Source organism: Micromonospora sp. Llam0 (assembly GCF_003751085.1).
Classification (GTDB): Bacteria; Actinomycetota; Actinomycetes; order Mycobacteriales; family Micromonosporaceae; genus Micromonospora_E.
Window position 1 is genome coordinate 1666589 of sequence record NZ_RJJY01000002.1, and the last position, 23928, is coordinate 1690516.

At 66.1% G+C, this 23928-nt stretch carries 18 protein-coding genes and 1 pseudogene; 5 read left to right on the forward strand and 14 right to left on the reverse strand.

Annotated features, from left to right (window positions below; genetic code table 11):
- Positions 1-7 precede the first annotated feature (7 nt).
- From EDC02_RS34840 to EDC02_RS34855, 4 genes are all read right to left on the reverse strand, one after another.
- On the reverse strand, positions 8-1072 hold the full coding sequence (locus EDC02_RS34840) for a permease (protein WP_123606398.1): 1065 nt from the start codon (positions 1070-1072) through the stop codon (positions 8-10).
- Positions 1069-1401 carry a helix-turn-helix transcriptional regulator gene (locus EDC02_RS34845; RefSeq protein ID WP_255500611.1) on the reverse strand — a complete coding sequence of 111 codons (333 nt, stop codon included), beginning with the start codon at positions 1399-1401 and terminating at the stop codon, positions 1069-1071. The genes EDC02_RS34840 and EDC02_RS34845 overlap by 4 nt, the downstream gene beginning before the upstream one ends.
- Before the next feature lie 328 nt (positions 1402-1729).
- The gene (locus tag EDC02_RS40590) at positions 1730-2050 is read right to left on the reverse strand and encodes an integrase core domain-containing protein (RefSeq protein WP_158632413.1); all 321 of its coding nucleotides are present in this window, start codon (positions 2048-2050) and stop codon (positions 1730-1732) included.
- 95 nt (positions 2051-2145) lie between these two features.
- On the reverse strand, positions 2146-3372 hold the full coding sequence (locus EDC02_RS34855) for a hypothetical protein (protein ID WP_123606400.1): 1227 nt from the start codon (positions 3370-3372) through the stop codon (positions 2146-2148).
- 896 nt (positions 3373-4268) lie between these two features.
- Here EDC02_RS34855 and EDC02_RS42995 point away from each other — a divergent pair.
- A complete protein-coding gene (locus tag EDC02_RS42995; protein ID WP_148083762.1) occupies positions 4269-4718 on the forward strand; it encodes a transposase in 450 nt (149 codons plus the stop codon).
- A 38-nt stretch (positions 4719-4756) separates the two neighbouring features.
- The gene (locus EDC02_RS34865; protein ID WP_123606402.1) at positions 4757-5539 is read left to right on the forward strand and encodes a DDE-type integrase/transposase/recombinase; all 783 of its coding nucleotides are present in this window, start codon (positions 4757-4759) and stop codon (positions 5537-5539) included.
- 620 nt (positions 5540-6159) lie between these two features.
- Here the strand turns inward: EDC02_RS34865 and EDC02_RS34875 are convergent.
- The 5 genes and pseudogenes from EDC02_RS34875 to EDC02_RS34895 all read right to left on the reverse strand — a co-directional run bounded on the left by EDC02_RS34875 (position 6160) and on the right by EDC02_RS34895 (position 10738).
- Positions 6160-7002, reverse strand: coding sequence for a histidine kinase dimerization/phosphoacceptor domain-containing protein (locus EDC02_RS34875; RefSeq protein WP_123606403.1), 843 nt, complete (start codon positions 7000-7002; stop codon positions 6160-6162).
- A gap of 903 nt (positions 7003-7905) precedes the next feature.
- Positions 7906-8727 (reverse strand): transposase family protein, encoded by an 822-nt coding sequence (locus EDC02_RS34880; RefSeq protein ID WP_123603901.1) that lies wholly within the window; start codon positions 8725-8727, stop codon positions 7906-7908.
- 323 nt (positions 8728-9050) lie between these two features.
- A pseudogene (locus EDC02_RS34885) lies at positions 9051-9299 on the reverse strand (VOC family protein); the annotation flags it as partial.
- A 42-nt stretch (positions 9300-9341) separates the two neighbouring features.
- Positions 9342-9509, reverse strand: coding sequence for a hypothetical protein (locus tag EDC02_RS34890; protein ID WP_199758027.1), 168 nt, complete (start codon positions 9507-9509; stop codon positions 9342-9344).
- Between the two features lie 11 nt (positions 9510-9520).
- Positions 9521-10738 carry an IS701 family transposase gene (locus EDC02_RS34895; RefSeq protein WP_199758028.1) on the reverse strand — a complete coding sequence of 406 codons (1218 nt, stop codon included), beginning with the start codon at positions 10736-10738 and terminating at the stop codon, positions 9521-9523.
- A 366-nt stretch (positions 10739-11104) separates the two neighbouring features.
- Between EDC02_RS34895 and EDC02_RS34900 the strand changes: the two genes are divergently transcribed.
- Positions 11105-11626 (forward strand): hypothetical protein, encoded by a 522-nt coding sequence (locus EDC02_RS34900; RefSeq protein WP_123606404.1) that lies wholly within the window; start codon positions 11105-11107, stop codon positions 11624-11626.
- A 413-nt stretch (positions 11627-12039) separates the two neighbouring features.
- On the forward strand, positions 12040-12723 hold the full coding sequence (locus EDC02_RS34905) for an SAVMC3_10250 family protein (RefSeq protein WP_123607391.1): 684 nt from the start codon (positions 12040-12042) through the stop codon (positions 12721-12723).
- A gap of 21 nt (positions 12724-12744) precedes the next feature.
- Here EDC02_RS34905 and EDC02_RS34910 read toward each other — a convergent pair whose 3' ends face one another.
- The 3 genes from EDC02_RS34910 to EDC02_RS34920 form a co-directional block, all read right to left on the reverse strand.
- A complete protein-coding gene (locus EDC02_RS34910; RefSeq protein WP_123606405.1) occupies positions 12745-14127 on the reverse strand; it encodes a protein kinase in 1383 nt (460 codons plus the stop codon).
- Positions 14128-14311: 184 nt separating this feature from the next.
- The gene (locus EDC02_RS34915) at positions 14312-15805 is read right to left on the reverse strand and encodes an IS4 family transposase (protein WP_158632025.1); all 1494 of its coding nucleotides are present in this window, start codon (positions 15803-15805) and stop codon (positions 14312-14314) included.
- Positions 15806-16123: 318 nt separating this feature from the next.
- A complete protein-coding gene (locus EDC02_RS34920) occupies positions 16124-19585 on the reverse strand; it encodes a protein kinase (protein WP_158632414.1) in 3462 nt (1153 codons plus the stop codon).
- 83 nt (positions 19586-19668) lie between these two features.
- Between EDC02_RS34920 and EDC02_RS34925 the strand changes: the two genes are divergently transcribed.
- Entirely contained in the window at positions 19669-20106 is a 438-nt protein-coding gene (locus EDC02_RS34925; protein WP_123606407.1) for a hypothetical protein, read from the forward strand.
- Between the two features lie 77 nt (positions 20107-20183).
- Here the strand turns inward: EDC02_RS34925 and ltrA are convergent, their stop codons facing one another.
- On the reverse strand, positions 20184-21446 hold the full coding sequence (ltrA, locus tag EDC02_RS34930; protein WP_199757747.1) for a group II intron reverse transcriptase/maturase: 1263 nt from the start codon (positions 21444-21446) through the stop codon (positions 20184-20186).
- Positions 21447-22444: 998 nt separating this feature from the next.
- Positions 22445-23833, reverse strand: a complete 1389-nt coding sequence (locus EDC02_RS34935) for an IS1380 family transposase (RefSeq protein WP_199757464.1) — start codon at positions 23831-23833, stop codon at positions 22445-22447.
- Positions 23834-23928 lie beyond the last annotated feature (95 nt).

Consider the following 23928-nt stretch of genomic DNA (forward strand, 5'->3'; position numbering starts at 1 on the left):
AATCCCTTCACAGGACGGCGTTGAACAGGTAGCCGGTGGCCAGGATCCCGGTGGCGACCACCGCCACGAAGGCGGCCAGCAGTTGAGGCTTGAGGACCCGGCGCAGCAGAATCAACTCGGGCAACGACAGCGCGACGACGCTCATCATGAACGCCAGTACGGTGCCCATCGCGACGCCCTTGGCGTGCAGGACCTCGACCAGCGGCAGGATCCCGGCGGCGTTGGAGTACAACGGCACGCCGAACACCACCGCGACCAGCGGGGCCAGCGGGTTACCGGGGCCGGCGACGCGGGCAAAGAAGTCCGCCGGCACCCAGCCGTGGATGACCGCACCCAGCCCGATCCCGACCAGCAGGTACGGCCACACCTTGTGCAGAATCCGGGCGACCTCCTCGCGCCCCATCGCGGTGCGGTCGGCCCAGGTCAGCCGCTGCCCGAGCGCCCCGGCACCGCCGCGCACGGCGGTGGCGAAGACGAACGGCTCAACCCAGCGGTCGGGGGCGACGCGCCCGAGCAGATATCCAGCGACGGTGGCGATGAACAATCCGGAGCCGACGTACAGGGCGGCGATCTTGAAGCCGAACATCCCGTACAGCAGGACGACGGCGACCTCGTTGATCAGCGGGCTGGCGATCAGGAAGGACAGAGTCACGCCGAGCGGAACTCCGGCGGAGAGGAAGCCGATGAACGCGGGCACGGCGGAGCAGGAGCAGAACGGGGTGGCCACGCCGAGGCCTGCGGCGGCCAGGTTCGCCGGCCCCTGCCGGCGCCCGCCGAGCAGCGCCCGGGTGCGCTCCAGACTCAGGTACGACCGGGCGACGGTCACCACGAAGATGATCCCGACCAACAGCAGCACAATCTTGACGGTGTCATAGAGGAAGAAGTGCACGCCGGAACCTAGCCGGGACGCCGGGTCCAGGCCCAGCCAACCGTGCACGACCAGGTCCCACAGTGGCCGGTTCACCTGGTAGAGCGCCAGCCACAGCGCGGCTGCGGCGGCCAGCGTCAGACCACGCCGCGCTCCGGCTCGCCACTGTGGTATGACGGGCGCGGCACCCGGCTGCCCGTTCATCGCACACCTGCCGGACGTTGCGGCGGACGGTCAACCTCGGCAGAGGTGGGAAGCGCCGCGCGCAACCGGTCGCCCGTGTCGGCGGCGATGGTGTAGTCGATCCAGCGGCCGCGCCGCCGCGCGTGTACCAGCCCGGCCTCGCGCAGCGCCTTCAGGTGGTACGACAGCAGGTTCGGCGCGACGGCAGCGACGGGCTGCAGGTCACACACGCAGCGGGCGGTGCCCTGGGCCAGGTGGGCCAGCAGCCGCCACCGTACCGGGTCAGCGGCCACGGCCAGCAACGCTGCCGGTTCGATCGCGGTTGGTGCAATTGCCGTTGACGTGTCCACAGGCTCAGGCTGCGCCCAGCCCCCTAGATGCCGTAGAGTCCAGCGGCCCTGCCCGGTGGGCCCATCGGTCCTGTGTCAGGTGCAATCGACCTGCCCGTGTCAAGGACGGTACGCAGCGGGGATTCGGTCGTCGGTCGGTCGGCGCGACCCTCTTGGTCAAGATGGTGTGACTGGATGTTTGCTTCATCTTCGCGCCAGTAGCGGCCGATTCACATACCGACCCCAGCGTCGCAAAATGCCCGACTCAACCCAGAAAGAGACCATGCCGGCAGCCTGTACCGTGCCAAAACCCCTGTACATGGTTGTGAGCTGGCATTCTGAAGATCTTTCAGGCTGCCCGGTGGTACTCGCTGATCACGCCGCCGAGGCGTTGTCGGCGTCGTATCGGGGCGTCCATGACGATGACGACGGCCGGGTCGTGGCTGGGCGGTAACTGCTGCCGGCCTTGATGCGGGCGGTGGTTGTTGAAGTGGTCGACGTACTCGCCGACCGCTGCGAGGGCGTGCCGTTCTTGGTAAATCAGCAGTCGGTCGGTGCATTCGGCCCGCAGACTGCGGACCCATCGTTCGATGTAGCAGTTCGCTCGTAGGGTCTGCGGCGGGTTCTTGATGACAGTAATGCCCTCGGCGTTTCGATAGCGAGGCTCCACATGGTCCCGACCTGGCGAACACAACAAGATCGGGCCGGACTGAGCTGCCGTCGGCGGAGGATGGATGTGGCGCTGGGAGCCAGCCTTGCTTGCGGTTAAACGGTTGGCACGCCTGGCTTGGTGCGCAATGCGAAGGGGAGCAGTGCGAGTTGGATCTGCCGGTCGGGGTCGTCCTGGGCGCGCATGACAAAGTCGAGTTGGTCGTCGCTGCGTAGTGGCCCGCGTCGTTTGTAGTTGGGGTGTGCCTCGATCTTCTCGGCGGCCTTCTGGATGGCCGCGGCCACGCCTTTGTTGCGGATGAACAGCAAGATCGCGGCCTTGGTGTCGCGCCAGACCAGATACGAGAAGATCTGCCCGAGTGCCTCGTCCATCGTGCTGGGCCCGGCCCAGATCTTGCATTCGCCAATGAAGATGTTGCGGTCATCGACCCGGATCAGGATGTCGGTCTTGCCTGCGCCGTTGAAGACTTCGCCGGCAGCGTCGCCCTCGAAGTGCGCGTTGAGGTTGACCAGTAGCAGGTCCCGAATTTGCTCCTCGTCGAGCTTCTGTGCCAACGACGGCGTGCGTTCCAGTGCGTTGCGGGAGTTGCGCAGCACAGCCAAGGCGGCCTGGTAGTCGCTATCGACCATCGCCGGCTCCGGTTTGAACGGTGTGGCCGGGGCCGCGCCGGCGCGGACAGGTCGCAGCGCTCGCCGCTTGATCGGCACGGCGTACGTGTCTGCATCTGGCCGTCGCCGGATGGGAAACCCGAGTTGCGCCTGCAGATTCCGGGCGGCGCGCAGTTGCGAACGGCGGCGGGAGACCATGCCGGGCACTTCACCGATGATCTGCGTGTTGTGCTGCTCAATTTGCTTGCGTGACCATCTCAGGTACTCCTCGACCTTGTCCAGCTGTGCGTCGAACTGAGCACGCACGTCCGTCGGATCGTCAGATGGACCGTCCACAGCGATCCGTATTTCCCCAGGCCGCAGGGCCTGTACTCGGGGCGGGTTGGGGCCGTAGGTGTCCGCCCGCAGTGTGAAGACCTCCATGGCACCGTCGAACGGCACCACCAGGACGAAACGTGTGACCAGCCGCTCCACAACATCGCCGAAATGCTTGAGCTTCTGCACCACCTCCGACGGGTCCGGCATCCACGCGTCGTCGTGCCGCAGACGAGGACACGCAGTCGTGCCCTCCTTGATCAGCTCGGCAACGACGTCCGCCTCAGGAGCCTTCAGCAACGCTTCCGGGTCCCAGCGCTCCAGCCGGTCGACCATTCGCCGGGTGGTCTCGCACAGCGTCAGGCCAAGAGCCTCATTGGTGAACAGCACAATCGCCACGGGCCCATCCTGGCGTACCGGTGCGACACGTTCCGGCTGCCGTTGGCCGGCCTGGGACCCCCTCAACGGGACGACAAGGGCAAGCACAGCCCTGGCGGGCGAACCAGACAGCCGGCCTCCGCGCGGCAGGGCGTGGTGCTCCCTGGGTGCTCGAACGTCGGGGAACCAGCACGAACCCACCAGGACCCAGCCGGATTTCCTGGCTTCCAGGATCCGCCGAGTTCGTCCACACACGTCGATGGCGAGGCCTGGCATGGCGGCGACCTGGGCGAACACAACAGGATCGGGCCGGACTGAGCCGGTTGCCGTCGGACGATCCCACAGGTAGAGTCGAAGTAGGACATCCTTAATTGTCTACTTCGGACTACGGATCAGAAGGTTAGGGGTTCGAGTCCCTTCGGGCGCGCAAGATCAACAGGGGTCTGACCTGCCGAAACGGCAGTCAGGCCCCTTCACTTTTCCATCCCTTGTGGTCGGTTGGGTGCTCGGTGGGTGCTCGTGCGACGAGCATCCCTCACGTCCGGCCAGGTCCGGCCGCAAGTGGTCGAGTCCCGTGGCGTTTGATCATGGCGGGGCAGCCAGCCGCCGAAATCCAAATACTGGGACGGCACATCCGGGTCCCGGCGTGCCTACCGTTCGCCCTTCATGCCCTGGCCGGTTACGGTGATTCCTCTGCGTCGAACGACGATCGCGCCCTTCCAACGTGTAGTGGTGGAGAGTCGGGGCTCTCGTGATCGATCTGCGGCAGGTCAGGATGTCAAACGGGAGCTCGGTGCCACGTCGATGCCGTCATCTGCGACGGTGGAGATGGCCACCCCTCTTGGTCAAGATGGTGTGAGACACCCCGTGTGAGTGGGGTGCTGACCTGAGGACGGGGATCGGAGATCCTTGTGTACGTGTCCACTTCATCTGGCAAGCAGTCGGCCTCCGGCGGCGGGGCTGACCCGGCGCCGAAGCCGTCGCGGCGGGTCTTCAGCCCGGAGTACAAGCTCGCGATGGTCGCCGAGTACGAGAACGCCCCGAACGGAGAGAAAGGCGCGATCCTGCGCCGGGAAGGCCTGTACTCGTCGCACATCATCGAGTGGACACGGGCCCGCGACGCCGGACACCTCGGCCACGTCGACGGCGGCGGGAAGACGGATACCGCCACCCCCGCCTCGGCCGGGTCGCGGGTGAAGAAGTCCGCGGAACAGATCGAGTTGGAGAAGCTGCGCCGGCAGAACGAGAAACTGCAGGCGGATCTGACCAAGACCCGGATGGCGTTGGACATCATGGGAAAAGCACACGCGCTCTTGGAAGAACTCTCCGGGAGCGCGGACAACGACAACCCGCCGAGGAGATCCTGACCGCCGCGTTCGGCGAGCTGCGCGACGCGGGCGTCGCGGTGCAGCGGGCGTGCGCGCTGACCGGGACCTCGCGGGCGACCTACTACCGGCGGGCGCGGCCGGTCGGTCCGCGACACGGGCCGTGGCTGCCCCGGACCCCGCCACCGTGGACGCTCAGCGGCGCCGAACGTGACCGGGTCCTCGCGGTGTTGAACTCGCCCGCCTACGCCGATCTGGCGATCCCCCAGGTGTGGGCGCGGGAACTCGACGCGGGCCGCTACCACTGCTCCATGTCCACGAGGTACCGCATCGCCCGCGCGGCCGGTCAGAGCAGGGAACGACGCCGGCTGGCGACCCACCCGCCCCGGGTGCGGCCGGAGTTGGTCGCGACCGGACCCGGTCAGGTGTGGTCCTGGGACATCACCGCGTTGAAGGGACCTGCCAAGGGCGTCTGGTACCGGTGTTACGTCGTCCTCGACATCTACTCCCGCTACGTCGTCGGCTGGCTCGTCGCGGCCGCCGAGGACGCCGTCGTGGCCCGGGACTTCCTCGCCGACGCGATCGCCCGGAACGGGATCGAGCCGCACACCATCCACGCCGACCGTGGCGGCGCGATGGTGTCGAAGCCGGTGTCGGAGATGCTCGTCGACCTCGGTGTCCTCCGGTCGCATTCCCGACCTCGGACGTCGAATGACAACCCGTACTCGGAGGCGCAGTTCAAGACGATGAAGTACGTGCCGGACTTCCCGGCCAGGTTCGGGTCCCTCGCTGACGCGAGAGCGTTCTGCGACGGGTTCTTCATGTCGGGGTACGGCCTGGAGTGCAGAGCTATGTACAGCTGATCTTGCAGAGGTGCGCACCGTTTGTCCGTCGTCTGCGGGTGGCTGGGGGTGAGGCTGCCCGGGTCGTGATCGGACCGGCGTGGGACGGCTGGCGGTGAGTGCGTTGGATGAGCAGCGGTGGCTGGACGTGCGTCGGTTCCGGGCGCTGCACGAGGCTGGTGCGAGTGTCTCGGAGATCGCCCGTGAGACGGGTCTGAACTGGCGGACGGTGAAGAAGTACCTGGCTGCTGGCGGCGGCGAGGTGGTGCCGCCGGTTCGGGCGCGGCCGGCTCGTGGGCAGCTGATCGATGTGTTCGCGCATGTGGTCGATGCGTGGTTGCGGGCGGAGTTGCTGCTCAAGGGCACGGTGATCCATGAACGCCTGGTCGAGCAGTACGGGTTCACCGGTAACTACCAGCGGGTGAAGTTGTATCTGCAGCAGGCCCGTCCCCGGATCGCCGCGGAGCTGGGGATCAGCCCGGATCAGCTGGCGGGGCCGCATCGCCGGTTCGAGGTCGTTCCGGGTGCGCAGGCGCAGGTGGACTGGGGTGACGAGGGCGGCATCCTGGCTCACGTCGGGATTCCGAAGGTGTACTCGTTTCACATGGTGCTGTCGTACTCGCGGGATCCGTTCTGCTGCTTCACCACCAGCCAGGACCTGGCCGCTTGGCCTGGTCGTGCGCGCAGGACATCGCGGCAGCGGCCGGCGATGAAGACGGCAGATCGAGCCGAGCCATCCCGATCTGCATGGTCAAGGCGACCAGGCGCTGCTGTGCGATGTCGTGCAGGTCCCGCTCGATGCGCAGCCGCTCGGCGTCGAACGCGTACGCCAGCCGGGTTCGGGACCGGGCCACCTCGACCAGTTCCTCGGACGGCTCCGGGCACAGCAGCAGTCGCGCCAGCGCGGCGTGCGCTCCGCCGAACAGCGCGATCAGGTAGAGCAGGACCGGGATCAGGAGCAGCCCGCCAACGACCCGTCCGACGATGCCGGCCGGGGAGTCCATGACCGAGATCCGGTACTCCACCGAGACCGGCGTCGATACGACGATCAGCCCGATGGCGCCCAGCACCCCGAGCCACATCGGGCCGACGATGCCCAGCAGCAGCGCGTAGGTCACCGCCCGCCAGGTGGCCGGGTCGGTGTAGAGATCGCCGCGGCGCCCGGGCGGCAGCGGGGCATCGCCGACCAGCCGCAGCCGCCATCGTTCGGCCCGGGCGATCGCGAGCGCCAGCCGGGGGCCGAGTAGCGCGAGCATGCCCACCCCGACCAGCCCGAGGCCGGCCGCCACGATCAGGTGGCCACCCGTATGCCCGGAAAAGAGCACCACGACGGCGGAGAACGCCGGCGTCAGCGGCACCGCCAGCAGGAGCCACAGCAGGCCGGAGGCCACCGCCGTCGTGACGCAATAGGCGAACCCGCGCCACGGCCAGGCCGTGACCAGGAACCGTCGCCCGGTCACCGACCCGAGCAGCGTGTCTGTCACGCGTCCAAAGTTAAGCGGCCGCCCACAACCTCCGACAGCGCGCAGGTTCGACTCTTGGGGTAGACCTAGCACTACCCTTTCGGCCGGGCGGTACTCCGGGACCGGGAACGCCGCCCGACCGCCGACGGCTCATGGGCCGGCGGCAAGCAGCGCCGTCACCCGGGCAGCCGGACGTCCTGCACCGCGGCCCGCCTGCCACTGGATACACCCATCGACGCCGCGCAGCGGTACCAGTCGATCGGCTTGGGCAAGACCGTCCGCCACTCGGGCGGACCGGACGGGGTCGATGTGCAGTTGTTCGCCGCGATGCGCCACGACACCGCGGTGGTCGTCGCGCGTCGAAGGTGACTTGAAACTTGCGGCTCATCAGTTCGCTCCGTTCGTAGCGGCAACGCCGAGATCGTGACGGGGCGACCGGCTACGCCTTCCCCGCAGCGAGCCCCGTCGCCTGGCATCGTGATCAGCAGTCGACCGGGCCCAAACCCGAACAAACCCCGTCCGAATAGTTTGTCTCAAGGCCGAATCGATTCTTGGTTCATCGGGGTTCCCCTCGGTGAGACGCGGGGGCAAACGCGCCCCGAAACGCGGAGTCATTACTGCTCTTGGCCTGGCAAAATCGTGGCATCCAGCCGGAGAAGCACGGCAGGACGCGAACCTCCTTGAGCAGCCACGGCGGTCTGGACCCCCGCAACCCCACCGGCCGGAGCCGCCAACTCAGCAACACCGGCACCGGTAGGCTGCCGGCGGCTACTTGAGAGTGAACCAAGCAGGGCCTCCAGGAGGATTCCCCGTCGATCTGCGCAACACCGCGCTGGCAGGGCCGTACCAGCTACAGCGCGGCTACCGCTGGGGACCCAATGAGCCTTTCCGGGTAACGACGCGTGACTGCGCGTAGTGTCCGTTTCACGTGGTTCGGTTGTGTTCGATGTGGAGGATGACCAGGGCTGCCGCGACGATGTCGCCGATCTTCCATGGGCAGAGGGTCACGTTGCGCAGGGCTTTGAAGGTCATCTTGAGGAGGCTGTTGCCGCGTTCGCCGACCGCGCGGAGCCGGTTGTGGGCTCGGTTGAACTGCTGCTGGATGTCGGTGAGTTGCCCGTTGGGCGGTGTCTTGAAGGCGACGGCGATGGTGTCGGCCTCTCCTTCGTATCCCAGGTCGGCGAGGGTGCGCACGTCGTCGCGGATCTCGGTGAGAGTGGCCAGCATGCCGGGGTGGGTACGCAGGCATCTGGTGTCGTGTTCTCTGCCGGGGCGGACCGGGGAGGTCCACAGCGGCCAGCCGTCCGGGGCGCTGACGACCTGGATGTTGCCGCCGTGGTTCTTGTGCTTCTTCGACCACCACAGGTCCACGCCGGGGGTGGGGCCGGGCGTGGAGATCCGGTCTGTCTCGATCAGGGTGCCGTCGAGGAGGATGTAGTCGTAGCCGGCAGTCTTGGCGGCCAGCAGGGCCGCGTGCAGGCCGGGAGCCTGGGCCGCCAGCACCGTGATGCCTTCGTGCAGGTTGTCGTAGCCGGTGGAGTTGCTGATCGTGTTGTCGTGGGCCAGTTGGTGCATGCGGGTGCCGTCGAGGAGCCAGCGCAGGACCAGCACGGCCTGCCGGAAGCAGGTCAGTGCCCGGCGGCCTTGGCGGGTGCCACGGCGTAGGCGTTCGGCGTGCAGCAGCGCCGACACGCGCAGCACGGTCTCGTCACGGACGGGCAGGGCGGCGGTGTACGTGATACTCATAGGTGCGCGGGACTCCGGTGGCGGGTGATCGGTGAGAGGACCACTTCGTATCGGAGTTCCGCGTCTTCGCATCGCGATCAGCCAGGAACGGGCGTTTCCAACACACTTCGGACGGCTACTTTCTGTACCTGCAGCCTTACCCGGAATGGCTCAATGAGGTCACCCGACTCCTCGACGACATTCACGAGAGTGCCGGCAACAAGTACTTTCTCCAACCGGTGGCGCAGGTGGCCGGTCGAACGGACCTTCGGCTGGCGCGGGTCGGGTGGGCTGGCGCTGTGCGGAGTGCTGATCTCCGAGGCGTGCCCGCTTCGGGCGGCTGCTCAGTCGAGACAGAATTCGTGGCCCTCGATGTCCTGCATCACGAGGCACGACTCGTTGACGCCGTCGGCGCGCAGCAGTCGCACGCGTTTCGCGCCGAGCGGGAGTAGTCGTGCGCATTCGGCCTCGATCGCGGCCAAGCGTTCGTCCCCCACGAGCCCGGTGCCGACCCGCACATCGAGATGGAGCCGATTTTTGACGACCTTGCCTTCGGGAACGCGCTGAAAGAACAGTCGTGGGCCCACACCTGTACTACAGCCCCAGTTCTTGAGGGGTGTCCGGTATGGGGTCCTTTAGATGCGCAGGTGGGGTGGTAGGGGATCCCCGCGGCGGCGGTAGTGGCTGATCATCGCGGTGGTCTGGTGGGTGCGGCGCCAGCGGTCCCGGGCGATCGCAGCGGCATGGTCGGTCGCGGCGCGGATCAGGATGGTGGCGGTGAGTAGGCCGCGTAGGGCGGCCATGGACAGCCGGATCAGCGGTGCCGGGCGGTCGGGGTTCGCGGGATGTTCTGATGGCGTGGGGTCAGAGCTGGGTGGTCTTTTCCCAGGCCGGCCCGGGTGACGGCGAGGAACGCGTGGGCGAGCATGCTGATGGTGACGTGCCGGTGCCAGGGGGTCCATTTACGGACCTGGTAGTGGTCGAGCCCGAGTTGGTCTTTGCCGCACTTGTTGTCGTCCTCGATGTTCCATCGCAGCCCGGCTGCGGTGATGACCTTGGGCAGCGGGGTGCCGGTCGGGACGTGGGCGAGGAAGTAGGCGATCTCGATGATCCCGTCGGGGTGCTTCCTGGTGAACTTCGGCTTGAGGGCCCGGCGGATCAGCAGTACGTGGACGAAGCCGGACGTCGGTGGCTGGTCCTTGACGGTGACCTGGTGCGCGGCGAAGTCCCAGTACCGTTCGCCTTTCCCGCCGTGCCCGCACGAGCGGCGCTGCCACGCCCGGTCGTCGGTGGCGGTGGGGATGTCGTCCGGGCGCAGCGGTTCGCCGTGGACGCCGAGCAGGGGCAGATCGGTCGGCACCGCGAACACGTAGGACAGTCGCTGGTCGTGGCAGAAGGCGCGCAGGACCGGGTCGCGGCCGTAGCCGGCGTCGGCGACCACCCAGCGGAAGACCAGCAGCGGATCGGTCAGGGCCCGCTGCAGCATTCGTACCGCCAGATGGGGTTTGGTGACCAGGCCCCGATCGTCGGGCACCCCGGCGGCCCTGCACCGGTCCCGGTCACCGGTCCACTCTTTGGGTAGGTACAACTCCCGGTCGACGAACGCGTGCCCGTGTCGGGAGGCGTAGGTGAGCATCACCATGCACTGGCAGTTCTCGGTCTGTCCGGTCAACCCGCAATGCTGTGGTGCGACCCCGACACTGTGGACGCCTTTCTTGATCGCCTGGGTGTCGTCCAGGACCAGTGCCGCGTCTGGATCTGCCAGCCCGGTCAGCACGTAGCCACGTAGCCAGTCGCGTAGCCGGTCGACGTCCCAGCTGGCCTCGTTGAGTAGATGCTGGAACCGTTTCGGGTTCGGTAACCCCGCGTGCTCGGACAAACCCCAACAGTTCTTCTTCGCGACCTCCGCCAGCATCCCCCGGACCAGCAGGCAGAACGTCTCCCGTGGTTCCGGTCGGGTGAACAACCCGCCCAACTCTGCCGTCACCGCCGACAGTTGCGCGTCACACGCCGCGAGATCTTCCGCCGTCACCGAGTCCACGACATGGACAACGATCGATCTTGATGTCGGTCGCTAGACTCTCTCCGATCCAAGATCTGGGGCTGTAGTACCTGCAAGGATGTGAGTGTCGAAGTCATATCCATAACAGAATCGGGTGCACCTTTCCGGTGAGTAAGAGTACGGGATGGGCCGCAGGGCTGCAGGTGGCCGTGGGCGGCAAGGGTCTGGTCGGGCACGCGGGCGCGGTGTTGCTGCGGCAGTGCGCCGGACCGTCTGCACCAGGTGCAACAACGGCTGGATGAGCAGCCTCGAGACAGCGACCAAGCCGATCCTGGAGGGCCTCATCCATGCCCCAAGCAGGCCGGGTCGGTGTTGCTGTCGCCGGCCGAGTCTGTGATGCTGGCCCGCTGGGCGGTGAAGACCTCTTGGACGTCGGAGCTTGCCGGACTCGGCAGCCAAAACCAGGACCACGCTTGGTTGCCGCTTGAGATGAGGCAGCGCCTCGCTGAGGAAGACACACCGCCGGCCAGCTCCTGGGTCTGGCTCGCCGCCCACCACGACCTCGGCGTATGCCAGCAGATACAGGCCCACGTGACGTTCGACCGGACCAGCCCTCCCACGCCGGGCAAGGCGCCACGCCGCTTGCTGGCCAGCTGCTTGATCGTCAACGGCATCGCGACGCTTGTCTACAGCTTCGCCAACCGCACGGCCTTCCCGCCACCGTTGGCGGCGCCGCACGGCTTGCGGATGTGGCCCCAGCCGTCACCGGCCGAGTTCCCGCCACCGCCCGTATCCCACCAGGACCTGCTTCTCGCGGTCAGCAGTTACGCGCCGTGGCTCGCGTTGCACGACCAGCCGTTCGACCATGCGGCAACCGGCACGACCTGGCCAGCAAGAACATCACCCGACCAACCGTGAACCCAGCCCCGCCGGCAACACGAAACCGGTTCTTGGTTCGCCACATTTCCCCTCAGGTGTATGATCGGACATCTTGGCGCGGGTACCCAGGGGCAACCACCGAGAGCCGATTTCCGTGTCCCCGTGTGCATCGCATGCTCTGGATGCGAAGGACTCACGGAGTGGTGCGGCTGGTCCACTTCGGACGCTTTCATGGAGCGATCGCGACGTGTCGAACCGATCGGTCCACGCGATGAGCCGTTGATATTGCGCCGAGCGGGCAACGTGTACGGTCGTCGTGCCGAGACTGTTGTGCTGACGCTGGTGCTGCGCCCCTCATGGGCAGACCGGGACCGGGATCGGGCATACTCGACGGGCAGGTGCGACTATCCAGGCATGGCAATGGTTCAGGGTCTCCGGGTGGGGTGGCGGCGATGTTCCGGTACTACGTCTACATTAGCGACAGCAAGATCGACATGCTGTTGTCGCAGATCGATCGAGGATTTATGACCAAGCGCACGTCCGAGATCGGTGTGAACCTCAAAGTGCTGACCGCGAAGCGGACTGCTGAGCCTGCGGAGATCGACCGTATCGCCCGGCTTGAGCGTGTCGTGGGTTATCTCCAGGACTATGGTGACCTTGGGTCGGTGGACGAACCGGGCCAGTTCTTCGGAGGACTGTTGCCCATGCAATGGGGGCCATTTCCCGGTTCGGAGCCCTCATCGCTGGTGTTCTTCGGGGGCCAGACCGACCACGCGGTAGTGGGCCTCGGGGGTTCAGACAGGCATGTCCTGGGCGCGTTGCCAGCCAGCGATGGCCCGGCTATGCCGTCGTCACTGATGCCGACCATTCTCGATCACCTAAGCACCAGTTCCGACGTCGAGGACGAACTAGTCGTCGAGGCGGCTGGCGATATCCACGACGTCCTCGATCGTTCCGACCGCGCCGCGCTGGTCACCGTACATCAGGCCGTTAGGCGGCTAAGGGGGGTGGCACAGAATGTCGAGTTCGTGGCTAAACGCTTGCTCCACGGGCCCAGCCCATTCCCACACTCCGATCCACGCGCGGACATGTCAGTGCTGCTCGGCTCACCCATCTACGTCGCCTTGGCTGACTGAGAACCCGATTGGGCCAGCTGTTTATGTCGTGATCAGGAGGACTTCCCGCAACTGGTCGCGCAACTCTGCCGCGTCCTGACACTCGATCGCGGGATCATCCCGTAGTGCCCGGTCAACCACCATAGCCAGAACCGCCGGAATGCTCGCATCGCGCTGTCGTATTGGAACTGGCGGATGGTCAAGGACGACCTGCCACGGGTCCCGATCAGCGGGGAAATCCCGAGGACTTGTGCCGGTCAGCATGCGGTAGAGGCATGCGGCAGCCGCCCAGACATCGACAGCCGACGTAGCATAGCGGAAGTTGATAACCTGCTGGCGCGGCAAGTACCTCGGTGTTCCTGCGGTTGCCCCAGTCCTTGTCAAGCCGGACAGACCGGCGAGGTCAAACGCCTTGGCCAATCCGAAATCGCCGATCTTTGCGATCACAGCACCGTCGCTGTCCTTAGCGAGAAGAATGTTGTCGATGCTGAGGTCGCGGTGGACTACGCCGTTACGATGTGCGTGGGCCAGGCCGTTGAGCACCTGAACGGTGAACCGGACCGCGTCATACGCCGGTATACGACCGCCGGAGCGGTCCAGGTACTCTCCGAGGCTGCCGCTGGCGCAGTATTCGGAGATGAAACAGAATGCTCCCGCCGCGACGCTCGCACCGTACGAGTTCACGATGTTGGGGTGATGCAGGGACCTCGCGAGTGCAGCTTCGCGCATGAACCGGGCGCGCGCGTTGGAGCGCACGGCTACCTTGGGCAGCATTAACTTCAACGCGATCCGCTCACCAGTGACTTCGTGACGGGCCAGGTAAACAGCGCCCACCCCGCCACGCCCTAGCTCCCGCACCAACGCGTATCCGGAGAGCACGTCGAGGCCGGGATGCCCAGCCTGGGCGAACTCGACCAGGCGGCGTGCCACCATTTCCGGGTCGTCCGCACATGTGGCGCAGAGGCGATCCTTGAGTTCGTCCGTGACGTTCCGACCGCAGATCGGACAGCGCCGTCGCCCGAGCAAGTAGTTGCCGTCTGGAACGGGCGCCTGCACGCCGACCCGGATAACCGTTGGCCCCAACCCGATCGTGTCACCGTCGGACAGATCGTGTTCGGGATACTTACCCGTTGCACCTTCCTCCGGTGTCTGGCCAGGTTCCCGCTGACCGATCTTCGTTCCGTTGACGTATGTTCCGTTCAAGCTTCCGAAGTCGCGTATGCGGATGTCGGGAGGGTTAATGTCGAGTAGACAATGGTGCCGAGACACCGTGCGGTGCGACTCGTCGTCAGGCACACTCGGCGTACAGTCGTTGGCCCGGCCGAGGATGCATGTAGTTCGGCCGCTGACGGTGAAGGTGCGCGGGCTGAGTTCACCCGCGACGACGCTCAGCGTTATGCTCGCCGCCCGATCCGTGGCCTTCATTTCGGACGACCCTGGCCGGAAGTACCGTCAGCATGGTCCGCCCGAAAACCCCAGTCGGCGGTCCGCCACTGATACATCGCATACCCCACGGACGGATTCGATGGGTGGTTCAGGACGTGGGCGTGCTGGTCATCCGGTACAGCGAGTCCCCAGTCCATTCTCCTAAGTCGCACGGCGCACTGACCTAAACTTTGGCCGTTTTGCTGGCTTTGGGTAGGTCGGTCTGGGTGATGGTTATCTCGTAGGTGACGTCGCGGGTGCGTTGTGTTCGTCGTTGTCGTTTGGTGCGGGGGCCGGTGCGGGTGCGGGTGTGTCGGTTGTGGGGTTGGGCGGCGATCGCGGTGAGCAGGGTGGTGGTGGGGTCGGGGTCGTCGTGTCCGCAGTTGACGCAGGGTGCGGGGTCCTGGCTTGCGAGGTGTGCGCGGGTCAGGGCGAGGACGGTGGCGAAGCTGACCGCGTCGGGGTCGATGTTCAGGTCGACGGCGGTGGTCACGGCGAGTCGGACGAGGGCGTTGTAGACGGTCAGTAGCGCCCAGAGTTCCTGGTAGGCGAGTTCGGGGGTGTGTCCGCGTGGTCGGGTGCGGGGTCCCCGCAGGGTGGTCTTCAGTCGTCCGTAGGTGAGTTCGATCTGCCATCGTTCGGCGTAGAGCGCGGCGAGTGTGGTGGCGGGGTGACGGTGGTGGTCGAGCAGGGTGGTCAGGACGCGGTAGCGGCTGTGGGTGGTGCGGCCGGCGCGGTCGCGGGTGGTGACGGTGAACTCGACCAGACGGGCGAGTGTCGGACGGAGTCGGGGCAGGGTGCGGTCGGCGCGGGTGGTGCGGCGGCGGGACAGCATCGCGTCGGACTCGGCGAGTTGCACGAGCGCGGAGCCGTCGGGGAGGACCTCGACCAGTCGGGCGGGCAGGCTCCGGGCGCCGTTCTTGACCCGCCACAGCAGGTGCGCCCCGGTGGCGGCCGCCCGCGTCCAGCGGTCCATGGAGAAGAAGCCCCGGTCGGCGAGGTTGATGGTGCCGGGTTGGAGTTCGCCGATCAGGTCGTCGGCGAGGGCCTGTTCGCTGGTCCCGGAGGAGGCGATGCGGGCGGCGAGGATCCAGCGGGTGCCGCAGGCGACCAGGGCGACCATCCGGGCCTGGGGGAACCGGCCGCCGGTCGGGGTGGTGAACCCGGCCCGTGTCCGTGTCGTGTCGGCCAGGTCGAACACGGTGCCGTCGATCGCGGTGACCAGCAGACCGAACGCGTACGACTCGGGCCCGAACGTCGGTGTGGACCGGGCGGCGTCGGTGAACACCCGCTGGTGCACCGCTGCGGGGAGTCTGCCCCGGGCTTTCGACACCGCCGCGGCGGTCGGTGCGCCCTCCACCCGGGTCCGGGGGAGCCGTGAGGTCACCCGTGCGGTCACCACCGATGTGCTCTCCCGCCGGAACAGGCACAGCCCGAGCACGATCATCACCGTGACCGCTCCGGTCAGCACCCGCCGCCGGGCGTCGACGTGCCCGACCGTGGCCCGCGCCCGTTCGATCAGTGCGGCATCGGCCAGGAGTGGCCACAACCGGCCGGTCACCTGCTCGTCGAGGGTCCCGACACCGGCGGGCCCGGCGATCACCGCTGCCCGCAGCGTCTCCCGCTGATCGGCGGCCTGTCGCACCGCGCTGGCGGACAGCATGGCAGAATTCGACACCGAAGCTCCTGGTTGGAACATGTTGATCTAGTCAATCCATGTCCTACCAGGAGCTTCTTCACGTCCCGCACCCGACCCACACCCACCCCGAAACCGGCGCTATTACCCACAAAACGACCAAAGTTTAGGTCAGTGTCGCACGGCGTGGTCTGCATTTGATGACAGAAGGTAACGCCCGTCTGGCGTCCGGCACATAGCACAGATTTCGCGCTGGTGTCCGTTGAGGTTTGCAAACATTCGCCAGTCCTCGTATCCCAGGCAGTGGTCACACCACGATTATCGCCCGCAAAGAAGACCCCTCGACTCGCCGTTTGCGGCCTAGCGCGAGACCTGCTCGACGCTAATGACGAGGCCGTCCTGAAAGACGATTTTCGTCTCATAGCCGGGCGGCTGATTGGAGTAGAGCCGGTAAAAGCGCTCTGGTGCCTCATCCGACACCATGAAGTCGTACTTGGTGTTCGACGAGCGGAGCTGCGTTGTTCCCATCTGGAGAAAATCGTCACCCAGCAGCTTCCTGACGTCGGACTCGGTCATCCCCACCGTGATGTTCGGCGTGCCCCGCCTCATATGGCAATGATCCATGCTCAATTCCAGACCTCCGGTAGATGTACCTGCCGGGCTTGGTGCGGCAAGTTCCCAGTCCAGTTCCCACAAACGTATGGTGCCATCGTTCCCGGCCGATAGCATGTAGCGCCCGTCCGGCGTGAGCCGTACGTCCCAGACGTATCTTTGATGGCCGTCGATCTGGCTTAAAAGCCTGCCATTACCGGTATCCCACACGGTGATGGTGTTGTCACGCGCGCCTGCGACGATAAACCGTCCGTCCGGGCTGAACCGTGCGGTCTCAATGGAGTGGTCCTTCTCGTCGACCGCAAGCACGCAGCTTCCCGCAGCTTCCCATAGCGTCATGCTCGGCGACCCCCACCAGGTCGCGACGACCAGCTTGCCATCGGGACTCATGCACACTGATCTTGCCGAGTTGTCGCCGATAGCCGGGATCTCACGGAAGCATTCGCCGGTGCGCAGGTTCCAAAGCCGCACTGAGTCCATCGCGGCGGACGCGCAGGTGTGGCCGTCTGCGCTGGCCCACAGAGCCTTGACGACGCGCTCGTGGCCGGAGGGCGTCCGGATGCGGCGTCCAGACTGCAGGTCCCACACCAGGATCGTCCCGTTCTCGCTGCCGAGAAGGACCCGCTGGGCATCGCCGGTGAAGGCGACCGACACGCCGTCGGCCGTGTGCGGGATTCCGGTGTACGGGAGCTTTAGCTTGTGCAGTTCTTCTCCCGTGCGTACCGAGTACACCCCGACGTGCCCGAAGTCCATGCCGCAGACGACCCGTTCCCCGTCGGGGCTGATGTCCACACCGTCAACCATCTTGCTGACCTGTATCTCGGCTAGCTGCTTGCCAGCCGCGAGGTCCCACAAGAAGGCGCTGGACCCACAAGCCGAGACCGCGACGCGGGCGTCCGCGGACATGCTTACCGTGCGGGCTCCACGCCCCCCGTCGCCCTGGCCGGACAGTACACGGGTGGTCCACGCTGCTCGCAGCCCGGTTCGGGGAAGGTGATGGCCAAGAATTCGCCACGCCCCGAGCACCCTGGGATCCCGCTCATGTCCAGGAGTCCCCCGTGCCCGCGACAGCAGCGTGTGCGCCGTGCCGTAATCCCCGGCGGTGATGGCCTCCACTGACCGCCTGACCAGGTCGCGGACCTCGGCGCCGACGCGACTGACCTCGCGTGTGGGACGCGGCCGGCTGAGGTGCAGCGGTGCCAGATAACCAGACGCTGGTTGTAGAGACCAGGTGCGCAGCGTGTTATCGAAGCCGACTGATAGCCCGGAACCACCATCCGGGGAAACCCATACGGCGGCGACCGCCGCAGTATGCCCGCGCAGTGTGCGCAGGCACCGGCCTGCCCGGAAGTCCCACAACCGCACAGCATCGCCGCCGGACAGCATCAACCGCCCGTCGTCGGAGAACGCCAACGCCCGTGAGTAGTCCGTCGCGCCGATGATCTGCCGCACGCACTGGCCGCTGTGCAGGTCCCACACCCCAATGCGGTGATCGTTGCTGACAATTACCGCAGAGCCTCCGTCCGGGGTAAAGGCCAGTGCCCGCACGAGGAAGTCCAGTTCGGTGATAAGCCTGTCCATCTTCTTTGCGTGGTCCACGTGCCGTACCCTGAACTGCCGTCCATGGTGGCTTCCCAACACGACAAGCGACTGGGACCCGTCGGCGTCGGACGCCTGCTGGCCAAGGTAGAAGAACTCCTCCCGCTCCTGCGGGTCGCTGCCATAGCCGATTACACGGGATTCCGCGTAATCGGCGGGGCAATCCTCCTCGCTGAAGGTGTGCAGATGCTCGCCTGAACGGGTGTCCCACAGCTCGGTCCGGCGGTTGCTCGCGGCCGTTATGAGCCGAGTGCCGTCCCTGGTGAAGCGCGCACTCTTCCGGTAGTCCCGGTCGCTGCCAGGGTTCTCGGGGACGGAGTGCCACTGCGCTCGCACTGTATGGTCAAGGCCGATGCCGCCAGTTCCGCCTGACTCCAGCACCCGGAGCGCCGCTTGGACCTCGGGCTCGGCGGGATCGGTGCGGATAAGATCATCCAGATCCTGCCGTGCAGACTCAGCGTCTCCGCGTTCCAAGTGGATCTGGGCGATCATGAGCCGTGCCAGCCAGGAATCGCCCGCCTCCCGCCGGACGGCCTCAACCTGGGCCAGCAGGTCCTCGTCGGTGATCTTCCCGGCCCGCCAACGCAGCAGCCCGGAGCTGTAGGTCGCTTCCAGGTGCCGGGGATCGGCGCTCAGGGCGGCCTGGAACTCAGCCTCCGCTGCGGCCTCCTCGCCGAGGTCGAGGAACGATAGTGCCCGGTTGTTGTGCTCTGCCGCACGAAGCTCTATGTCGCCTGGCCACAGGAGCGGGGATCCCAGCGGAGCGAACGCGTCATGCAGTGCCGAAAGCTCCTCGGCAACCTCGGCCATTGACCCTAGCCTGCCGTCGACTCCCCGGCTCAGGCAGCGCTCCAGCAGGCTCGCCAACACCGGTGGGACGGATGGCGGGCCGGGTTCATACGGGCCATTCCTGAGCAGTTCCGCCAGGGCCGCCCCTGCGGCTGCACCGGCTCGCCAGGTGACCCCGCCAGTGAACATCTCCAACACCGACACCGCAAAACTGTAGACATCCGACCTCTGGTCCACGGGTCGGCCCGAAGCCTGTTCCGGCGAGGCATATGCCGTGGTCATGCCCACGCCAGCGGAGGGGGCGGCTCCCGTGGCCCTGGCCAGTCCGAAATCGGTGATTTTCGCGTCGCCCGCGTCACCGTCTTCGAGCAGCACGTTCGCCGGCTTGACGTCGAGGTGAAGCACGCCATTGCTGTGCGCATGCTCAAGCCCAAGTGCCATCTGTGCGGCGATCCGGAGGATTCGCGCCGTGGCATCGTCAGGTGTGCCAGCGTAAAGAGTGCGTCTACTGATCTGCTCATGCAGGGTGCCGCCGGGGACGTACTCGGCGAACAGTCGCGGGATGCCGTCCAGCACGCGCACATAGTGGCACCCACAGACGGCGGGGTGCAGGCTGAGGGACACCCATGTCTGCGCCTCGGCGACGAACTGGTCGACATCGCGGGGGGTGGCGAACAGCTGCGGCTGCGGCGACTTCACCGCGAGGTTGATCCCCCACCCCCAGTGCCGCACGAGGTACACCTGGCCCATCCCGCCCTGACCAAGCACACGAACTACCTCGTATCGGTCATCGATGACGTCTCCGGCCCGCCAAGTGGTCACCCGCATATTCCATCACAAGCCCGCAAAGGCCGATCCCGGACACCGCGCACTACTATCAAGCGCGGCAAGGGGAGGGAGCGCAGATGGCGACCGTGGAAAGAGTACTGATCCTCCACGGGGGAGACCGGCCAGCGGCTGACGAGATCGGCCGGATAATCTACAGACTCGAACAGGCCACCGGGACTGACCTCATAGGTGTGCGGATAACTCCCTTCGGACCCGGATTTGGCCAGCCTGACGAGTCGATCGCCCAGGCCCTGGTCGTCCGGCTTGAATACGAGGGCGACCTCTCAGGCGGGGCGCTGGAACGGACGACCGTGCAAACGTTCAGCCTGGACGGCGCGCGCCGGGTCGTGGCGGCGGTGGTGATGGCAGAAGAGCGCAATCCCTGGGTAAAGGATCTCATCGCCAAGCACCTAGAAAAAATCGACTTGCTCGGAAACGCTGTGGCTTGGCAGCCAGGTTGGGCGATGCTCAGCAGCGAGCCGGCCGTCTCCTTCGTGGCCTGTGCCGCCGAGTAGCCCGGGGGAATCTCACCCCCGGGCCCTCACAGAACCGTACGTAACAGTCGCCCGTTATACGGCTCTTGTCGCTCTGGTCACCAGACCGTGGGAGCGTGGGTGACCCACGCCCAGTGGGCGAAAGCCCTCGGGCGTTTCTGAACGGCTCTGTTCCATGCCGACCGGGCTTTCCTCTTGCCCCGCAACCGTTTGTACTTTCGACGGACCCACCGCAGCAGGTAGGCGTTGATACGTTCCAGGAGGGGATACAGGGCCGATCGGTAGAACGCCCCGTAATAGTTCATCCAACCCCGTACGATCGGGTTCATCCAATCGGCGAGGTCCGCTTCGGTTAGGCATGTGCGATGGTGCAGCCGCCAGGACCGCACCTGGGCACTGATCTTCTTCAGGGCCTGGCTACTGATCGCCGGCAGGAACGACAGGAACATCGCTCCTTCCTTTGTTCGCGCGGAGCGTCTCCGGAAGCTGTAGCCGAGGAAAACGAACTCGGTGTGCTCGGATGAATCTGCACGCCGGTTGTCGTCCTGACAGTAGACGATCCGGGTCTTCTCCGGGTGTAGAGCAAGCCCAACCCCAGTCATCCGTTTCGTGATCTCGGCCAGCACGTATTTAGCTTGCCGTTCACTGACGCAGTGCACGACCACGTCATCCACGTAACGCTCGAACCGGACGACCGGGAACACCTTGGCCATCCACGCGTCGAACGCGTAATGGAGAAACAGATTAGCCAGGACCGGTGAAATCGCGGACCCTTGCGGGGTACCACGATCTCTTTCCTGTAGCACGCCGTCGGGTAGTTGCAGTGGCGCCTTCAACCAGCGTCCCACATACAACAGAACCCAGGGCTTATCAGTATGCGCGGTGACTGCTTTTAGTAGCAGTTCCCACGGAACCGTGTCGAAGAACTTCCGGATGTCCAGATCGATCACCCAGTCGTTCTGCCAGCACCGCCTACGGCAAACAGCTACCGCGTCGACCGCCGACCGCCCAGGCCGGTAGCCATACGAGTCAGGGTGGAAGATCGGTTCGACCCGCGCTTCCAGCTCCCGCGCTGCCACCGTCTGCGCGATCCGGTCCGCGACCGTGGGCACGCCTAAAACCCGGACGCCTCCCCCAGTCCTGGGAATTTCCACCGCACGCACCGGAGGCGGAAAGTATGTTCCCGACGACATTCGATTCCAGATCTTGTACAGATTGTTCTTCAGATCCTGCTCGAAGTCCGCCAGGGACACCGCATCCACGCCCGGGGCACCCTTGTTCGCTTTCACCTTCTCGTACGCCTCCCAGACAGCCCGCTTCGAAATCATGAACGGCTTGCCCAGTGCTTTCAACTCATCCACGCGACTCCTCCCAACCACAAGGCTGGTTGATCGAGTAAACCAGTCACGAACGACCCGACCCCTTCGCTCCACCCCTATTACAGGAGCTTCGCCACTACTACGAGTCGGTCCGCCAGCGCGATCGGCAACGGTACTCAGTTCCTCACGGCTTCGGGCCGCCCGGAACGCTCCCTCTCACCCGCCCCAGCAGCGGCGGGTAGTTTCCTCACACGCCTTCTCCCGTTCCGCACGAAAGCCGCAGGTCGGGCTCGCGTCGCCTGTATGCCGGACACCGCCTGGCCAGTAAACTGGTCCCCGCCAGACTCATCCCGGGATCGCATTGACACCCCGGTTTCGATGTCGCCTTCTAATTTTCGACACGTCATCAGCGATTCGCTTTCGCTCGCCTTCCCGACCCCCACCTGACATCTCGAATGGATGCCTTTTCCCCATCGTTCACCACAACAGTCTTCAGCTAATGCAGCATGAGGTGGTTTGAAGCCTCCCCCAGCAGAGCGACTCCGAAGGGCCAAACCTTCATCTTCCGTACAGCATCGCCGCAAGACAGATATTCCTACATATTCCTGTCCTTTCGCGTTCGGGACACAACAATGCCACGTAGCCTAGGTTGATCTTGATGGTGGCTGGACCCGATGGATGTGGATGGTCGGTGGACGCTGGTGGCGGATGCTGGCCGGTTCGTGGGGTTTCTTGACCCGGTACTGGTTGTGGCGGGCGCGTTTGACCGCGCGGGGGCAGGTGCGTTCGCGTCGGGTGGGGATCAGGAGAGCGGCGATCCGGGCGAGGTGGGTCGGTAGCTGGTCAGCCCAGTCCTGAGCCTCGATCCACCGACGCGGTTGCCGCTAAATGTTGGTTGAACATTTCTGTATTGGGGTGGTGGGGCGGGCGTGAGGGAGTCGCCGATCACGTGATCGGCTTGCTCCGAGGGTGAGGGTTCGAGGTGGAACGGGGATTGTGGCCTGTGGTCGGGCCGCCTGGTTTCGGCTGGTGGGGTGTGGTCAGCCGGGTGCCGGCTGGACGGCGGTGAACAGGTTGTCGAACGCCGCCTGCCAGGGCCAGTACTCGGGCAGGTGTAGGTGGATGGTGCGGGCCCGGTGGGCGAGGCGGGCCGCGACGGTGATGATCCGGGTCCGGATGGTGGCGGGTCTGGCGGTCGACCAGGTGCCCGCGGCGAGGTGTCCGGCGGCGCGGGTGAGGTTGTGCGTGATCGCGGCGCAGGTCAGCCAGGCGTCGTTGGCGCTGAAGTGTCCGGAGGGCAGGTGGGCGAGGGGCCCGGTGATCAGGTCGGCGTTGACGTGCTCGATGATCGCGTGTTGCCGGTGCTGGGCTTCGGCCTGGACGAGGGTGTACGGGCTGTCGGTGAACACGGCGTGGTACCGGTAGGTCGGCAGGAGTTCGTCCTGGCCGGGGATCTGTTGCGGGTCGTCGCGGCGGACGCGGCGCACGATCAGCCGGGCGGTCGCCTCGTGTCGGGTGCCGGCGAACGCGGTGTACGTGGTTTCGGCGATCTGCGCGTCGGAGATCCACCGGCCGGCGTCTTCGTCCCAGACGGCCTGCGGATAGGTGATGTCGACCCACTGGTCGGCGGCGATGCCGTCGCACGCGGCGCGGATCTTCGGGTCGATGCGGCAGGTGACCGAGAACCGCACGCCACGACGCCGGCAGCCGCTGATCACCGTCTTGGCGTAGAACGCCGAGTCCGCTCGCACCATGATCTCCCCCGAAGCGCCGCATGCCCGGGCGGTCGTGATGGCCTCGGCGATCATGGTGGCGGCGCCCCGGGCCGAGCCGGCGTTACCCGACCGCAGCCTCGTGGCGGCGATCACCGGCGCGGACAGCGGGGTGGACAGCGTCGCGACCAGGGGGTTGTAGCCGCGCAGGTAGACGTTGTAGCCGCCGACCTTGGCGTGGCCGAACCCGATGCCCTGCTTCTGCTTGCCGTACACCCGCCGCAGCATGGAGTCGATGTCCACGAAGCACAGGGTGTCGGCGCCGGTCAGGATCGGTGCCCGGCCGGTCAGACCGATCAGGGTGTCGCGGGCGGCGGCCTGTAACTGCCGTACGTGCCCGTGGGTGAACGTACGCAGGAACGACCCGAGTGTCGACGGCGCGTACACGCCGCCGAACAGCGACCGCATGCCGCCGTGCCGGGCGATGTCGAGGTCGTCGATGCTGTCCGCGCCCGCGAGCATCCCGGCCACGATCGTGGCGACCTTGCCGGCCGGGTTCGCGCCCTTGTCCGTCGGTAGCCTGACCCGGTCTGCGACCGCGTCGTGCAGACCGGCCTGCTCGGCAAGGCGCATCACCGGAACGAGACCGGCACACGACACCAGATTCGGATCGTCGAACGTCGCGCGCACCACCGGCGCGTCCTGGCGTATTCTCACCTGCGAGGTGCCCTCTCGAACCGAGTGATAGAAGCGTCAGAACTCCTATCCTTCCAGTTCAGAGGGCACTTTCTGTAGCCGGAGTCCTGCCGGTC

What these genes read in the sequence shown, in the direction of transcription:
- EDC02_RS34905 (WP_123607391.1), top strand. Translation starts at nt 12,040, where the DNA reads ATGTTCCGGTACTACGTCTACATTAGCGACAGCAAGATCGACATGCTG.
- EDC02_RS34925 (WP_123606407.1), top strand. Translation starts at nt 19,669, where the DNA reads ATGGCGACCGTGGAAAGAGTACTGATCCTCCACGGGGGAGACCGGCCA.
- EDC02_RS34890 (WP_199758027.1), bottom strand. Translation starts at nt 9,509, where the DNA reads ATGGCCGCCCTACGCGGCCTACTCACCGCCACCATCCTGATCCGCGCC.
- EDC02_RS34840 (WP_123606398.1), bottom strand. Translation starts at nt 1,072, where the DNA reads ATGAACGGGCAGCCGGGTGCCGCGCCCGTCATACCACAGTGGCGAGCC.
- EDC02_RS34900 (WP_123606404.1), top strand. Translation starts at nt 11,105, where the DNA reads ATGCTGGCCCGCTGGGCGGTGAAGACCTCTTGGACGTCGGAGCTTGCC.
- EDC02_RS34880 (WP_123603901.1), bottom strand. Translation starts at nt 8,727, where the DNA reads ATGAGTATCACGTACACCGCCGCCCTGCCCGTCCGTGACGAGACCGTG.
- EDC02_RS34910 (WP_123606405.1), bottom strand. Translation starts at nt 14,127, where the DNA reads ATGAAGGCCACGGATCGGGCGGCGAGCATAACGCTGAGCGTCGTCGCG.